Genomic DNA, 15,968 nt, shown 5'->3' on the forward strand with positions numbered 1-15,968 from the left:
TCGAATTTAGTTCCGAGTTGAACTAAGCTTTTTTTGTTCAGTAAAAAACCTCTTGAAGTGGATCAAGGCCACTTCAAGAGGTTTTTAAATTTAAGCTTTCAGATTAGATGCAAGTGTCCAACCAACGATGACTGAACCATCTTTCATCCGGTTCCAAACAGCTCCATCAACGGTCACTTCACGGTCAACAGTTAAAGTCTTGCCGGCATAAGCAGCGAGCGTCCCTTTTCTATCAACCGGTTCAGGAACTGGCAATTGATAATAAACACCATTTGTATTTTTTACAGTGCGCTTCACAGAAATGATTTTTTCCATAGAAGACTTATAGAAAACGTTGAGTGCTGAGTTGTTAACCCAACCAAGTAGCTTTCCTTCTACACTGATTTGCGAAGAGATGGTACTTCCAACTTCAGCTTCACGGATTAGTCGTATTTGCTTGCCAGAGTAGGTCGACAAATTTCCAACTGATGCTGCTACAGCAGAACCAACTGGTGCTGAATAGATGGCCGTGTTTGCCGTTTTCACACGTGCATAAGACCAAATGGCTTTATTGTATGAAGGTGCAGCTCCAAGGTCGCTAGCTTTAGTCCAACCAAGAAGCTTCGAGCCATCTTTCATTCGCTGCCAAACCACACCATCGACAGTTACTTCACGATCAACCGTAAGTTCTTTGTCGTAAATATCTTTCAAAGTACCGCGTTTGTCGGCAGTTTCAGCAACTGGAAGCATGTAGTAGCCTGCGCTTTGACTTGTAGCTTTGACCATTCGTTTTAAGGAAACAGCCTTTTCGTTGGCAGATTTATAGAAAATATCGAGTGCAGAGTTATTCACCCAGCCAATCACTTTTCCGTCTACACTAATTTGCGAAGAAATAGTGTTTCCAACTCTAGCTTGTCGAACGAGTCGCATTTGCTTGCCAGAATAACTGGATAAGTTACCTACGGAAACAGCTGTTGCAAAATCAACTGGTCCAGAATAAATGGTTGTATTCGCTGTTTTCACGCGTGCGTAAGCCCAGATGATATCATTTGTCGAAACAGTGAGTCCTAGGTTGCTCGCCTTTGTCCACCCAGCAAGGGTTGATCCGTTTTTCATGCGATTCCAGACAACGCCATCAACAGTAACTTGCCGATCTACAGTCAGAACCTTGTTGTAAAGGTTTTTTAAAGTTCCTTTTTTATCAACTGGTTCAGCAACTGGCAACATGTAATATCCTTCGTTTTGGCTTGCAGTTTTCACCATACGATAGCCTGAAAGAGAAGTTTCGTTTGCTGTTTTATAAAAAATATCAAGCGCAGCATTATTCACCCAACCGATGACTTTTCCGTCTACGCTAATTTGCGAAGAAATAGTGTTTCCAACTCTAGCTTGTCGAACAAGTCGCATTTGTTTACCAGAATAACTGGATAAGTTACCCACGGAGACAGCTGTTGCAAAGTCAACTGGTCCAGAATAAATGGTTGTATTCGCTGTTTTCACACGTGCGTAAGCCCATACGACATCGTTTGTCGAAACAGTGAGTCCTAGATTACTTGCTTTCGTCCACCCGACAATAGCTGTTCCGTTTTTCATGCGATTCCAGACAACGCCATCAACAGTAACTTGCCGATCTACAGTCAGAACCTTGTTGTAAAGGTTTTTTAAAGTTCCTTTTTTATCAACTGGTTCAGCAACTGGCAACATGTAATATCCTTCGTTTTGGCTTGCAGTTTTCACCATACGATAGCCTGAAAGAGAAGTTTCGTTTGCTGTTTTATAAAAAATATCAAGCGCAGCATTATTCACCCAACCGATGACTTTTCCGTCTACGCTGATTTGTGAAGAAATAGTGTTTCCCACTTTAGCTTCACGAACGAGTCGCATTTGCTTGCCCGAGTAACTAGAGAGGTTACCGACGGATGTAGCTCCTGTTGCGCCAGTTGGTTTGGAGTAGATAACAGTGTTTGGTGTTTTCACACGTGCGTATGCCCAGATGACCTTGTCATATTGGACAACACCATTGTTAATTTGATTATACTTTTCTTGAATGAGTGCTATCATACTGTTCCAATTATAACCATATTGATTGAAGTACCCAATTGGGTCAGTATGAGTCGTTCCGCCAAGATATTTGGTTACTGCATTATGCGACCAAACAGTTCCTTTGCCATCACCTTCCGCACTATCAATCTTCATGTTGTATTTTGTAAGCAAATAAGCTGAATAATAAGCATAGTTATTGATAGAACGAGCGAAATCGTCAAAAGTTTTTGAACGAACAAGCTCAAATTGGATGAAACGAGCGTTGGCATATTGCCCTGCACCCCAAACTGCGTTATCAGTCGGGTGAATTTGAATAATACGAGATTTGTCGACAAAGGTGTGAACAAATGCATTTTGCCAGTTTTTACTCATATAGTCAATTTCATTTTGGATAGTGGAATTATTGTTCGCTGTTTCATGCAATACGATTCCTTCAGGTTTTCCATAACCATTTCGATAGTTGAACTTTGGAAATTGGCTTTTTAACTGATATTCAATACTAGCTGTGCTAAAGTTTTTAGATTTAATATAGCTGTTTACATCTGGATATCCAGCAGCGCGAAGCATTGGGACATCAGCTAAAACATTTGTATCTGACCCATCTTCAAATCCGTCATTTTCTTCCGTTACTTTACCTTCACGGATTGCTTGAGGAACATAAATAGATTGCTCATCTGCAGATTTCAAGTCGTCAGTAGTATTATGCGGTTGTGGGGTATTTACTTCATCAGCAGAAGCAATGCTTGGGATAGCGACAATCGCTAGTCCTGTAGCAAGAAATGCTGAGTGTAGAAGTATTTTCAAACGCTGATCAACTCCTCTTTTTTTAATTGTTTGAAAACGAAAACTTTTTCATTTTCCACTTCTATTATGACAATCCTGTAAGGTAGCGTCAATACAACAAAAGAAAATGATTCTTTTGGCTGGTAAAGTGGCTGATTTTTTTCAGGATGTTTAGTGAAAATATAATATTTAGTGTAAAAAAAGTGATCTTTAAGAAAAGAAAAAGAGGGGTTTAGGAAAAAAGTTGAGGGTGCAAAGCCCTAAGGTTGACAGACGAATATCTTCTATAGGAAACTAAGAGGAAGAAGTGGGGGAATGAACGTGTTTAAAACAGCGATGATAATCTACAATCCAGCAGCAGGACAAAATAAATTTCATAAAACCATGCCTGAGGTCGAACAACTGTTGAATCAAGCAGGTTATGAAGTGACACTTGTTTCTTCAACAAAGGATCCAAAAAGTATAACAAAAATAGCCTTTCAAGCTTCAAATGAAGGGTGGCAAGCGATTATTGCTGCTGGAGGAGATGGGACTGTTAACGAAGTTGTGAATGGTATCATGCGCTCTAATAAACGTCCTGTTTTGGGTATACTCCCATTTGGGACGACAAATGATTATGCTCGAGCACTTGGTTTTCACAAAGATCCTATTGAGGCTGCTAGACAAATAGCTGAACGAAAAACAATGAAAGTAGATATTGGAAAAGGCAATGAAGATGAATATTTTATTAATAATGCGGCGTTAGGTAAAATAACAGAAATTACATATGCGGTCTCTGAACGGGAGAAAAAACGTTACGGGAGACTTGCTTACTTATTTAATGGCTTAAAAATGCTTCCTCAATTGAAGCCCGTAGACGTGCGAATGGAGTTTGATGGAGAGACTTTTGAAGGTCCTATTTTACTTAGTTTTATCAACAATTCGCATACAGTTGGTGGACTCGAATCCCTTGTCAGAGACGCAAAAATCAATGATGGCTATTTTGACTTGCTGATTTTAAAAAAAGTAAGTCCTGCCCGGCTGTTTTCGCTTTTCCTACTACTCAAGCGTGGAACACATTTGCAGAGCGAAGATGTCATTTACAGACGGGTGAAAAATGTTAAAGTGGCGGGAGATACACCTTTGAATTTTAGCTATGATGGAGTATATGGCGGCGAAACTCCGTATACAGTTGAATGTTTGCACCAAGCGCTTGAAGTTTTTGCCGATCAAGATAAGCTGAAAAGTATGTCTTATTGACTGATAACCATACATTTTTGAAGGGTTTGGGAGTAAAGCGTTTTCAGAAAAATAATAGGTATTCTTTATGGTAAATTGCTCACAAATCTGTTATGATAATCCTGTTAGGAAAAATAGCTGCCACTATTTTTCACGGCGGAAATTCAAATAAGTTAAGAGAACATCAAGTTTTCTTAAATTCCTGAGGGAGGAAATTGTATTATGCCTATCGTTAACATGACAGACATGCTGAACAAAGCGTTGGCTGGAAAATACGCTGTTGGTCAATTCAACATCAACAACCTTGAATGGACACAAGCTATTTTGAAAGCTGCAGAAGCTGAAAAATCACCTGTAATTCTTGGTGTATCTGAAGGTGCTGCAAAATACATGGGAGGATTCAACACAGTTGTAAAAATGACTCAAGGTCTTGTAGAAGACTTGAAAATTACAGTGCCAGTTGCTATCCACTTAGACCATGGTTCAAGCTTTGATTCTTGTAAAGCTGCAATTGATGCAGGCTTCACATCAGTAATGATTGATGGTTCTCACCATCCAATCGATGAAAACGTAGCTATGACAAAAGAAGTTGTAGACTATGCACATCCAAAAGGCGTTTCTGTAGAAGCTGAAGTTGGAACTGTTGGTGGAACAGAAGACGGCGTTACTGGTGGAATCAACTATGCTGATCCACAAGAATGCTTACGTGTTGTGAAAGAAGCTGGTATTGATGCACTTGCAGCTGCACTTGGTTCTGTACATGGCCCTTACCACGGCGAACCAAAATTAGGCTTCGACGAAATGAAAGAAATCTCCGAACTTACAGGTAAACCGCTTGTACTTCATGGTGGATCAGGAATTCCTGAACATCAAATTAAGAAAGCGATTGAACTGGGTCACAGCAAAATCAATGTTAACACTGAGTGCCAAATTGTTTGGACTGCAGCTGTTCGTGAAAAACTTGCTGCTGATAAAGATGTTTATGATCCACGTAAAGTTATCGGCCCTGGTGTTGATGCGATCATTAAAACAGTTACAGAAAAAATTCAAGAATTTGGTTCTAACGGAAAAGCGTAAGAACAATTTTAAATTTTTTGAGGGAGAGGCGTTTTCGCGTCTCTCCTTTTTTATTTGCCCTCGTGTAATTAGTTTAACTATCTAGGATAATGGTTATTGTGTTATAACGAAAATGATTGTAAAATAAAGCAGTTGGAAAAGATGCGCGGAAGAACTTAATAATAAAGATTTAGATAAAAATCATTCTAGGGGCGTATGAAAAAGTGAGGATATGGCTTCATAATAGAGATAGTCAGCTTGGGCATACATATATCGTGAATTATGCTATAATGATGAAACAGATATCCAGAGAACCAACTTGGAGAGAGTAGGCGATAGTAATGAATATAGGGATCTTTACCGATACCTACAGTCCGCAAATCAGCGGGGTAGCAACTTCAATTGCTACCTTGGAAGAAGAACTGAGACGAAGAGGACATAATGTATATATTTTTACGACGACCGATCCTAATGCTGACAGAGCAAGTGAAGAAGGACGTGTATTTCGTTTGCCGAGCATTCCTTTTGTGTTCTTTCCAGAGCGAAGAATTGCTATTGCAGGGATGAGTAAGTTTATTCGTCTTGTCGGAGAACTAAATTTAGATATTATTCATACACATACAGAATTTTCGTTAGGGCTATTAGGGAAAAAAATTGCGAAGAAATATTCGATTCCGATTGTCCATACTTATCATACGATGTATGTGGATTATCTACATTATATTGCTAATGGGAAAATCTTAAAACCAAATATGGTTAAAAGAATGACACGCTCTTTTTGTGAAAGTTATCAAGCGCTCATTGCGCCGACTCAAAAAGTACGCCATCATTTGGAAGAATGTGGTTTAAATAAATTAATTTACACAATCCCAACTGGGACAGATTTACATTCATTTGAACGCCCAGATGAGGAAACTCTAGACGCCATTCGGTCTGAACTTGGCATTTCAAAAGATGATCCAATTGTTCTTTCGTTAGGTCGTGTTGCTTATGAGAAAAATATTGATGCCATTCTGGATGCTTTTCCAGAAGTTTTAAGCGAAATCCCTAATGCAAAGCTTGTGATTGTTGGGGATGGCCCCGTTAAAGCGGAACTCGAAGAAAAATCTGTAGAACTTGGGTTAGCCGATTCGGTGATTTTTACTGGCGCTGTTGAATGGGCAAAAGTTGGTAATTATTATCAACTAGGACATTTGTTTGTCAGTGCTTCGACGAGCGAAACGCAAGGATTGACTTACATCGAAGCGATGGCATCTGGACTTCCAGTTGTTGCAAAGCGCGATGAGAGTATTGAAGATTTTTTAATTGATGAAAAAACTGGCTTTTTATTTGATTCTGATGAAGATTTAGCGGCTCGTTTGCTGTTTGTCTTAAAAAATCCAGGAAGAGCCAAACAAATTGCTCAAAATGGACGGAGCGAGGTTTTATGCTATTCAGCTGAAACTTTTGGGAAAACAGTCGAAGCAACTTATATGGAAGTGATTGCGGCCTATCAGTCGACGGAGAGAAAACCAGTTGATTTAAAGCCAACACTTTTGAAAAGTAAGATGGCGTCGCAGGTTTTCTCGCTAACATCAAATTCGCACATCAGGAAAGGAAGGTCTAGTAGGCGTGATTAAATTAACTATGTTGTCGTCTGCAGAGAAGGTAAAAGGACAGGGTGTTGCTTCTGCCTATCGAGAGCTAGTCAACCTTGTATCCGAACACTTAAACGATAAGTTTGATCTCTCGATTAATACTTTCCGTAAAAGTGATATTACACATTATCATACGGTAGATTTTCACTTTTATCTTTCGACATTTTTCAAGAAAAAGCGCGGAGTTCGGGTTGGCTATGTCCACTTTCTGCCAGAAACTTTGGAGGGAAGTTTAAAGCTACCCAAAATTGCCCGCGCTGTTTTTTATAAATATTTAATTTCGTTTTATAATCGAATGGATCAAATTGTAGTGGTCAATTCTTCGTTTATACCAAAGCTTGAGCAGCATGGCATTGCTCGTGAAAAGATCCATTACATTCCTAACTTTGTTTCTAAAAAAACATTTTATCCGATGAAAAACGAAGCCAAACAAGAAGTTAGAAAAAAATATCATATTGATTCTGACAAATTTGTCGTGCTTGGAGTAGGGCAGGTACAACACCGAAAAGGCGTTTTAGATTTTATTGAAGTAGCACGTGCTCTTCCGGAAATCGAATTTGTTTGGGCAGGCGGTTTTTCTTTTGGGAAAATTACAGCTGGCTATGCAGAGCTTAAAGAAATCTATGATAATCCTCCAGAAAATGTTAAGTTCATTGGAATCGTCGACCGAACAGAAATGAACGCTTGTTTTAACATGGCAGATGTCTTTTTTATGCCGTCTTATAATGAACTTTTTCCGATGGCGATATTGGAAGCGATGAGCGCTGATGTTCCGGTGCTTGTTCGCGACTTAGATTTATACAAGGATATTTTAACAGGGTATTATGATTCTGCGAGTGACAATCAAGGATTCATCCAAAAACTAAGCGAACTAAAAGAAGATCATTCTGCTTACGACAAGCTTGTTCAAATGGCAAGAGCAGGTGCAGAGTATTATTCGGAAGAGCGACTAACAAGAATTTGGGATGAGTTTTACCATCAGTTAGTGAAGGAGTGAACGGCGGCATGAGCAAAACTGCAAAACGAAATTGGCTCAATATTTTTTTGATTCTTGTGATTAGCATTGGCTTTTTAGTTTGGCAGTTTCGAGACGTCGATTTAAAAAAATTCTTCGAAGAGATGGATCAAGTCAACTTGTGGTGGATCTTGGTAGCATTTTTGTTCATGTTTTTATATTGGCTATTTGAAGGCGTTGTCCTTCATAAAAGTGTGAAACCGAGTTTTGAAAAGCAAAAGTTTTTTTCGTCTTTTCGAATTACAATGATCGGACAATTTTTTAATACGATTACGCCGATGCAGGCTGGTGGACAACCCGCTCAGCTCTATGCGCTTATCAAAAAGGGGATGGATATCGGCTCTGCAAGTTCTGTTTTATTGTTTAAATTTATTATCTATCAAGCAATGATCGTGATTAATTTTTTGTTGATTTTGATCTTTGGATTTCACTATTTGATGACTGGTGCGGTTCCACAAGTTAAATATCTTGTTGTGATCGGTTTTGCGGTGCATCTTTTGGTTATCATTGCTTTAGTCCTTGTTGGCAAGAGTCGCGGCTTTACAACCCGATTGGTACATGTACTATTGAAACCAGTTGGTTGGTTTTTAAAGAAAGAGCGCGTACTTAAAATCGAAGAAAGCATTGATGAAAAAATTGATACATTTCATGAAGAAAGTGGTCGAATTAGCAGAGACTGGAAACTTATGGTATCGGCTAGTTTCTATACCACATTGCAGCTGTGGGTTTATTTCGCAATTCCCTACTTTATAATGCTAGGGTTGGGCGTCACGACGATGGAGCTGTATATGGTAATTACATTCCATGCTTTCATTATGATGTTTGCAACGGTAATGCCAACTCCCGGTGGAAGCGGTGGAGCGGAATACACATTTACACTTTTGTTTGCTCCGTTTCTTGGAACAGCTAAATTACTTGCAGCGCTGATTCTATGGCGAATTGTGACATATTATAGTTGTATCGTGTTTGGGGCGATTGCCCTAATGATTCAGGATAAGAGACCTGAGACGAAAAAAAAAACGACAAGCACTCCACTTGAAGAAAAGCTGTCCTAGAGTAGGATGGCTTTTTATGCGGAGCAGAGTCTTGCATAAAAACCAGGTTTCAGCGATAATGAAGGAAGAAATTGAAAAGAAAGAAGGTTAGTCATGGCGAATCGATTGGTGATACAAGGCGGCAAAAAGCTTTCGGGGACTGTAACGATTGACGGGGCTAAGAATAGTGCTGTCGCTTTAATCCCAGCTGCAATCATGGCAGACTCAGAAGTTATTTTAGAAGGGTTGCCAAATATTTCAGATGTTCAAACTCTTTATCAAATTATAGGTGAACTAGGTGGCAGTGTTCGATACGATGAAAATCAAGCGATTATCGACCCAAGTGAAATTGTGGATATGCCACTTCCAAATGGAAACGTAAAAAAACTGCGTGCTTCGTATTATTTAATGGGCGCGCTTCTTGGTAAATTTAAAAAAGCTGTGGTGGGGCTTCCTGGTGGCTGTTATCTTGGACCGCGTCCGATTGATCAGCATATTAAAGGCTTCGAAGCACTTGGAGCAACCGTAACAAACGAACAAGGTGCTATTTATTTGCGAGCAGAAAAGCTTCGCGGAGCAAGAATTTATTTAGATGTTGTTAGCGTTGGCGCAACGATCAATATTATGCTCGCAGCTGTTTTAGCTGAGGGGAAAACGGTGATTGAAAATGCGGCAAAAGAACCGGAAATTATTGATGTTGCCACGCTTTTAAATAATATGGGTGCAAACATTAAGGGTGCTGGAACGGATACGATTCGCATCCAAGGCGTTGAAAAGCTCTCAGGTTGCAGGCATGCGATCATTCCAGATCGAATCGAGGCTGGAACATATATGATTATTGCTGCAGCTGCTGGAGATGGAGTTAAAATTCAAAACGTTATTCCAGATCACTTGGAAGGAATTACGGCCAAATTAAGTGAAATGGGCGTACCTATCGAGGTTTCGGATGATTCCATCTACGTTGGCGAAGCTAAGCATTTAAGCAAAGTAGACGTTAAAACATATGCGTATCCAGGATTTGCAACAGATTTGCAACAGCCAATGACCGCGCTTCTTACCCAAGCAGAAGGAAGCGGCATTGTGACGGATACGGTTTACTCGGATCGCTTCAAGCAAATTGCAGAATTGGAAAGAATGGGTGGTAAATCTAAGCAAAATGGTCGCAGTGTTGTCATTTATGGAAAAACGCCATTAAAAGGCACGAAAGTTACGGCGACAGATTTACGTGCAGGTGCTGCTCTGATTATTGCAGGACTTGTTGCAGAAGGAACAACAGAGATCCTTGAAATTGAACATATTGAACGCGGGTACGGCAATATTGTTGAAAAATTGACAGCGCTCGGTGCAGATATTCGCAAAGAATCGGGCGAGCCATCTATCTCATGATAAACGAACGTTCGAATATCGACTTCTTGTGTGAACTATTTTAAACATAAAGGTGGTTAATTAATGGCGAATTTGTCCATGTCGTATTTAGAGAGCTTAACGATTAAAGAGATTTATGCGCTCGCTAAAGAACATAAAATTGCTTACTACAGCAAGCTGACTAAAAAAGAGCTAAGTTTTGCATTGCTTAAATCTAATGCGGAAAAAGAAGGCTTCTTTTTCATGGAAGGCGTGCTCGATATCATTCCGCAAGAAGGATTTGGATTCTTGCGACCAATCAATTATTCCGCTAGTTCGGAAGATATTTATATTTCTGCCTCGCAAATTCGTCGTTTTGATTTGCGGACAGGGGATAAAGTTTCTGGAAAGGTGAGGCCGCCGAAAGAAAATGAGCGCTATTTTGGCTTGCTACATGTAGAAGCGGTAAATGGCGAGAACCCCGAGGTTGCAAAAGAACGAGTTCATTTCCCTGGGCTCACGCCGCTTTATCCCAACCGGCAAATTGAATTGGAAACAGGCCAATATCCGCTTTCTATGCGAATGGTGGATATGATTTCTCCGATTGGCTTTGGGCAACGTGGACTCATCGTAGCGCCACCAAAAGCTGGGAAAACGATTTTGTTAAAAGAAATTGCCAACTCGATCACGAAAAACCATCCAGAAGCAGAGTTGATTGTACTTTTAATTGATGAACGACCAGAAGAAGTGACTGACATTGAACGCTCGGTTTCTGCTGACGTAGCAAGCTCGACGTTTGATGAAGTACCTGAAAATCATATTAAAGTGGCAGAACTTGTTTTGGAACGAGCGATGCGACTGGCTGAACAAAAACGCGATGTTATTATTTTGATGGACAGCATCACTCGGCTTGCAAGAGCTTACAACCTTGTTATTCCTCCAAGCGGGCGAACGCTTTCTGGTGGGATTGACCCAGCGGCATTCCATAGGCCAAAACGTTTCTTTGGAGCTGCGCGGAACATCGAAGAAGGCGGAAGTTTAACGATTCTTGCAACGGCGTTGATTGATACAGGTTCAAGAATGGACGATGTGATTTACGAAGAGTTTAAAGGTACAGGGAACATGGAGCTCCATCTTGATCGTACACTTGCGGAAAGAAGGTTGTTCCCAGCGATTGATATTAGAAGATCTGGAACACGGAAAGAAGAACTATTACTCGCGAAAGAACGACTGGATCAGCTTTGGAAAATCCGGAAAGTATTACCGGTGCAAGGCGATGCACTTGATATGTCAGAACGGTTCATTCGCTACATGAAAAAAACGAAGACCAATCAAGAATTTCATGAATTGTTGAACGAAGAAATGTTTAAAAAATAACTATTGCTTGTTTGCGCATCAGTTGTTATAATTATCATACTGTGTGTTTCTTGCAGTGAATTTCTCTGTTTCAGATGATTCAGGGCGAAGGAGTTGAAAAGAAATGAAGACTGGAATTCATCCTGATTACCGTCCAGTTGTTTTCGTTGATACTAGTACTGATTTTAAATTTTTGTCGGGTTCTACAAAACCGTCAAATGAAACAATCACTTGGGAAGATGGTAACGAGTATCCGTTGCTACGTGTCGAAATCTCTTCTGATTCGCACCCATTCTATACTGGTAAACAAAAACATGCGACTGCAGATGGCCGTGTGGACCGCTTCAACAAAAAATACGGACTCAAATAAGTTCGTACAAACGAAGCTTAATCAAGAAGGAACAAATACATCTCTTTCAAGAGGTGTATTTTTTTTGACTTATTTCAAAGCAGAATAGTCAGTAAAGTGGAAGAAATGCGAAGGTTCAAATAAGAGGGTTTACATCTTTGAATCATCGTGCGTATAATAAAAGAGAGATCAATACTTTTCAAAGGAGGTTTTCATGTGAAAGCAAAATTACAAGTAGGTGTGTTAGGATTTGGCACCGTAGGAAGTGGCGTCATCCGTATTTTAAAAGAACACCAAGAAAAAATCAGCCAAGTGACGGGCTATGATATCACCGTGAAAAAAGTACTTGTGCGCGATTTAGAAAAGAATCGCCGTTACGAGGCAGAAGGGTTTACCTTAACAACCGATCCTACAGACGTGCTAGACGATCCGGAAATCGCTGTTGTTGTAGAAGTAATGGGCAGCATCACAACTGCGCGTAATTACATTTTGCATGCACTGAAAGCTGGGAAAAGTGTTGTAACTGCGAATAAAGATTTAATCGCTATCCACGGGGATGAGCTCGTGGCCGTGGCGCAGGAAAACCACTGTGATTTATTTTATGAAGCGAGTGTGGCAGGTGGCATTCCTATCTTGCGGACGATTGTGAATAGTTTAGCAGCAGATCGCATTAAAAAAGTTCTGGGGATTGTCAATGGAACGACCAACTACATGCTAACGCAAATGATGACTTCAAATAAAAGCTATGAAGAAGCGTTAAAAGAAGCGCAGGATTTAGGTTTCGCAGAATCAGATCCGACAAGTGACGTTGACGGGATTGATGCAGCACGTAAAATGGTTATTTTAACAAGGCTTGCTTTTGGAATGAATGTCAATTTAGATGACGTAAAAACAAAGGGAATTCGTGGCATTTCCCAAAAAGACATTGCAATTGCTTCGCAACTTGGCTATAAAGTAAAGCTAGTCGGGCAAGCCGAGGAAATTGACAATACAGTTGACGTTGCGGTTGGACCAGTACTTCTTCCAGCGGCACATCCACTTTCTGGCGTTAACGATGAAAATAATGCCGTATTTGTCACAGGAGCAGCTGTTGGGGAAACGATGTTCTATGGGCCAGGGGCAGGTGAAATGCCTACCGCGACAAGCGTTGTGAGTGATTTGATTACAGTCGCTAAAAATACCAAACTTGGAACGATTGGGAATGTATTCAATCGCTTTGTCCATGAAACTAAATATACACCGGCAGATAAAGTTTTTTCGAAATATTATTTCCGGATGCAAATGGACGACAAAACAGGCACATTTCTGAAGTTAACGAAAATATTTGCTGACGCGGGCGTTAGTTTTGATAAAATTTTGCAAGAACCAAATGACGAGCATACGGCTACGGTAGTGATTATTAGCCATGCTGCAAGTCGTAATCAAATTGAGGAAGCTGTGGACGGCGTGAACAAAGAACCTGAGATGCGCCTCATTACACAGTATGCCGTCGTGGAGGGATAAAAATGTACAAAGGCTTACTAGACAAATATAAGGATAATTTGCCAATTACAGAAGCAACACCTCTTCTCTCACTATCAGAGGGAAACACGCCACTCATTCCACTTCTTCACTTGTCAGAAGAGCTTGGCGTAGAGCTTTACGGGAAATTCGAAGGGCTCAACCCGACTGGCTCGTTTAAAGATCGCGGCATGGTGATGGCGGTTGCAAAAGCGAAAGAAGCAGGAGCAGAAGCAGTGATTTGCGCGTCAACAGGGAACACGTCGGCGTCGGCAGCGGCTTATGCGGCACGCGCAGGGATGAAAGCTTACATTGTGATCCCAGACGGCAAAGTAGCGCTCGGGAAGCTAGCGCAAGCTGTGATGTACGGGGCAGATATTATTGCGATTGCAGGAAACTTTGATGAAGCTTTAGACGCCGTGCGGGAACTGGCGGAAACAGAAGCTGTAACTCTTGTCAATTCAGTGAACCCGTTCCGCCTTGAAGGACAAAAAACGGCTGCTTTTGAAATTTGCGAGGACTTAGGAAAAGCGCCTGATGTACTTGCCATTCCAGTAGGAAACGCGGGAAATATCTCGGCTTACTGGAAGGGCTTCAAGGAATGGAATGATGCACATGCGACAGGGCTACCGGAAATGCACGGATTTGAAGCAGAAGGAGCAGCAGCCATCGTGAAAGGTGAACGAATCGCAGCGCCCGAAACGATCGCGACGGCCATCCGGATTGGAAATCCGGCCAGCTGGAAGCTGGCCGAGGCGGCACGTGATGAATCAGGCGGCGCAATTACGTCTGTTTCAGATGAAGAAATTATTGAAGCCTATAAACTTGCAGCTGCGCGCGACGGTGTCTTCATTGAGCCAGGATCCGCAGCTTCACTTGCAGGCGTCATCAAGAGCTTGAAAGAAGGACGCATCAAGCGAGGCTCTCAGGTTGTTTGTGTCTTCACGGGGAATGGCTTGAAGGATCCGGATACAGCCATGAATGTGCATTCCTTCGATATTGCGCATATGGAAACCATCGAAGCGATGCGTGAACATCTGCGAAATGGAGTGAAAGCCTAATGCGCATCCAAGTGCCAGCTACAACGGCGAACCTTGGACCTGGCTTTGATTCTTGCGGGCTTGCGCTTGATTTATATTTGACGCTCACCGTCTGCGAAAAAAGTTCAGCTTGGCGGGTTGAGCATCAACTTGCGGGAGATATTCCCAAGGATGAAACGAACATGGTCATCCAAGTAGCTAGAAAATTAGCGCCTGAGCTTACGCCACACCGTTTAGTGATGGAATCGGATATCCCGCCTGCAAGGGGGCTTGGCAGTAGCTCAGCGGCCATTGTGGCTGGGATCGAGTTAGCGAATCAACTTGCGGGCCTTGGCCTTTCTTGCGATGAGATTGTCAGGCTTGCCGCGGAATTTGAAGGCCATCCTGATAATATTGCGCCCGCAATTTTAGGCGGCTTAGTCGTTTGCGCGAAGCAGCCAGATCGAGATTTTTATTTGCAGCATGCTTTTCCGGATGTGGCCATCTTAGCGGTTATCCCCGAGGAAGCGCTTCTTACAAGTGAAAGTCGCGCGGTTTTACCGCGCGAGCTTTCGTATTCGGATGCGGTTCAGGCGAGCAGTGTGGCTAATGTGATGGTTGCGGCACTTGTTGCTGGGGACTTGCGGCTTGCGGGCGAAATGATGGAGCGCGACTTGTTTCATGAAACGTATCGTGCGAAGCTTGTGCCACATTTGATCGAGATTCGGAAAAAAGTGGCTGAATTTGGCGGCTATGCGGCGGTTCTTAGCGGAGCAGGGCCGACTGTGCTTGTGCTTGCGCCGCGCGAAGTGAGTGAAACGCTTAGGCAAGAACTTTGCGGGCTCGATTTGGAGGCGGAAGTCAAACAGCTTCGTGCTGAGCCTAGTGGGGCACGCGTTTTCAAGTGAAATAAAATGATGAAGGGAGCTTGGCTAGAAGTAGCTAAGCTTCTTTTTTTGAAGCAAAACCGAAATTTCTTGCTTCCCTATCCAATTTTTTTTGGGACTATGGTAGAATAGGAAAAGAGTTTTAGAAAAGAGGGTATGGATTTATGGCACAGTTATTTTTTCGTTATGGTGTGATGAACAGTGGGAAAACGATTGAAATTTTGAAAGTGGCGCATAACTATGAGGAACAAAATAAGCCGGTTGTAATTTTTACGTCGGGTATTGATAATCGGGACCAAGTGGGAGTCGTTTCAAGTCGAATTGGCTTAAAACGAGATGCGATTCCAGTTTTTTCTGATACGAATATTTTTGAGCAGGTCAAGGAAATTGAGCCGCGACCAAGTTGTGTTCTGCTGGATGAATCGCAGTTCCTTGAGAAGCACCATGTCTTTCAACTAGCACATATTGTGGATGAACTCGGAATTCCTGTCATTGCGTACGGACTGAAAAATGATTTTAAGAACGAGCTGTTTGAGGGATCGAAATATCTGTTGCTATATGCAGATAAAATTGAAGAAATGAAAACCATTTGCTGGTTTTGTGCAAAAAAAGCAACGATGGTTTTACGTGTTGATGAGGAAGGGAACCCTGTTTATACGGGGGAACAAATTTTAATTGGCGGTAATGACCAGTACTATCCGGTCTGCAGGAAGTGTCACGCGCATCCGCCGATTGGTGAATGAAAGGT

The 15,968-nt window shown here is 41.6% G+C and carries 13 protein-coding genes; 12 read left to right on the forward strand and 1 reads right to left on the reverse strand.

Annotated elements, in window-relative coordinates:
* Positions 1-90: 90 nt before the first annotated feature.
* Complete coding sequence (locus HCK02_RS03650) at positions 91-2,826, reverse strand: GW domain-containing glycosaminoglycan-binding protein (protein WP_167628773.1); 2,736 nt, start codon at positions 2,824-2,826, stop codon at positions 91-93.
* A 300-nt stretch (positions 2,827-3,126) separates the two neighbouring features.
* Here HCK02_RS03650 and HCK02_RS03655 point away from each other — a divergent pair, with 300 nt between their 5' ends.
* The 12 genes from HCK02_RS03655 to HCK02_RS03710 all read left to right on the forward strand — a co-directional run bounded on the left by HCK02_RS03655 (position 3,127) and on the right by HCK02_RS03710 (position 15,963).
* Complete coding sequence (locus tag HCK02_RS03655; RefSeq protein WP_167628774.1) at positions 3,127-4,044, forward strand: diacylglycerol kinase; 918 nt, start codon at positions 3,127-3,129, stop codon at positions 4,042-4,044.
* A 201-nt stretch (positions 4,045-4,245) separates the two neighbouring features.
* A complete protein-coding gene (gene fba, locus HCK02_RS03660; RefSeq protein WP_036073218.1) occupies positions 4,246-5,100 on the forward strand; it encodes a class II fructose-1,6-bisphosphate aldolase in 855 nt (284 codons plus the stop codon).
* A 320-nt stretch (positions 5,101-5,420) separates the two neighbouring features.
* The gene (locus HCK02_RS03665) at positions 5,421-6,698 is read left to right on the forward strand and encodes a glycosyltransferase family 4 protein (RefSeq protein WP_167628775.1); all 1,278 of its coding nucleotides are present in this window, start codon (positions 5,421-5,423) and stop codon (positions 6,696-6,698) included.
* On the forward strand, positions 6,691-7,713 hold the full coding sequence (locus HCK02_RS03670; RefSeq protein WP_167628776.1) for a glycosyltransferase family 4 protein: 1,023 nt from the start codon (positions 6,691-6,693) through the stop codon (positions 7,711-7,713). Before HCK02_RS03665 ends, HCK02_RS03670 begins: the two co-directional genes overlap by 8 nt.
* An 8-nt stretch (positions 7,714-7,721) precedes the next feature.
* Positions 7,722-8,786, forward strand: coding sequence for a lysylphosphatidylglycerol synthase transmembrane domain-containing protein (locus HCK02_RS03675; protein WP_167628777.1), 1,065 nt, complete (start codon positions 7,722-7,724; stop codon positions 8,784-8,786).
* A gap of 93 nt (positions 8,787-8,879) precedes the next feature.
* Positions 8,880-10,151: a UDP-N-acetylglucosamine 1-carboxyvinyltransferase gene (locus tag HCK02_RS03680; RefSeq protein ID WP_167628778.1), complete on the forward strand. Its 1,272-nt coding sequence runs from the start codon at positions 8,880-8,882 to the stop codon at positions 10,149-10,151.
* Positions 10,152-10,214: 63 nt separating this feature from the next.
* Positions 10,215-11,486, forward strand: a complete 1,272-nt coding sequence (rho, locus tag HCK02_RS03685) for a transcription termination factor Rho (RefSeq protein ID WP_167628779.1) — start codon at positions 10,215-10,217, stop codon at positions 11,484-11,486.
* A 103-nt stretch (positions 11,487-11,589) separates the two neighbouring features.
* A complete protein-coding gene (locus tag HCK02_RS03690) occupies positions 11,590-11,835 on the forward strand; it encodes a type B 50S ribosomal protein L31 (protein WP_115753950.1) in 246 nt (81 codons plus the stop codon).
* A 195-nt stretch (positions 11,836-12,030) separates the two neighbouring features.
* Positions 12,031-13,317, forward strand: a complete 1,287-nt coding sequence (locus HCK02_RS03695; protein ID WP_167628780.1) for a homoserine dehydrogenase — start codon at positions 12,031-12,033, stop codon at positions 13,315-13,317.
* A 2-nt stretch (positions 13,318-13,319) separates the two neighbouring features.
* Complete coding sequence (gene thrC / locus HCK02_RS03700) at positions 13,320-14,375, forward strand: threonine synthase (RefSeq protein WP_167628781.1); 1,056 nt, start codon at positions 13,320-13,322, stop codon at positions 14,373-14,375.
* A complete protein-coding gene (thrB, locus tag HCK02_RS03705) occupies positions 14,375-15,241 on the forward strand; it encodes a homoserine kinase (protein ID WP_167628782.1) in 867 nt (288 codons plus the stop codon). The genes thrC and thrB overlap by 1 nt, the downstream gene beginning before the upstream one ends.
* Before the next feature lie 143 nt (positions 15,242-15,384).
* On the forward strand, positions 15,385-15,963 hold the full coding sequence (locus HCK02_RS03710) for a thymidine kinase (RefSeq protein ID WP_167628783.1): 579 nt from the start codon (positions 15,385-15,387) through the stop codon (positions 15,961-15,963).
* The last annotated feature ends 5 nt before the right edge of the window (positions 15,964-15,968 follow it).

Source organism: Listeria valentina (assembly GCF_011800755.1).
Taxonomy (GTDB): domain Bacteria; phylum Bacillota; class Bacilli; order Lactobacillales; family Listeriaceae; genus Listeria; species Listeria valentina.

Bases quoted from the DNA above. Each gene is read 5' to 3' on its own strand.
- HCK02_RS03680 (WP_167628778.1), top strand. From the start codon at position 8,880: ATGGCGAATCGATTGGTGATACAAGGCGGCAAAAAGCTTTCGGGGACT.
- HCK02_RS03665 (WP_167628775.1), top strand. From the start codon at position 5,421: ATGAATATAGGGATCTTTACCGATACCTACAGTCCGCAAATCAGCGGG.
- HCK02_RS03710 (WP_167628783.1), top strand. From the start codon at position 15,385: ATGGCACAGTTATTTTTTCGTTATGGTGTGATGAACAGTGGGAAAACG.
- thrC (WP_167628781.1), top strand. From the start codon at position 13,320: ATGTACAAAGGCTTACTAGACAAATATAAGGATAATTTGCCAATTACA.
- thrB (WP_167628782.1), top strand. From the start codon at position 14,375: ATGCGCATCCAAGTGCCAGCTACAACGGCGAACCTTGGACCTGGCTTT.
- fba (WP_036073218.1), top strand. From the start codon at position 4,246: ATGCCTATCGTTAACATGACAGACATGCTGAACAAAGCGTTGGCTGGA.
- rho (WP_167628779.1), top strand. From the start codon at position 10,215: ATGGCGAATTTGTCCATGTCGTATTTAGAGAGCTTAACGATTAAAGAG.
- HCK02_RS03690 (WP_115753950.1), top strand. From the start codon at position 11,590: ATGAAGACTGGAATTCATCCTGATTACCGTCCAGTTGTTTTCGTTGAT.
- HCK02_RS03675 (WP_167628777.1), top strand. From the start codon at position 7,722: ATGAGCAAAACTGCAAAACGAAATTGGCTCAATATTTTTTTGATTCTT.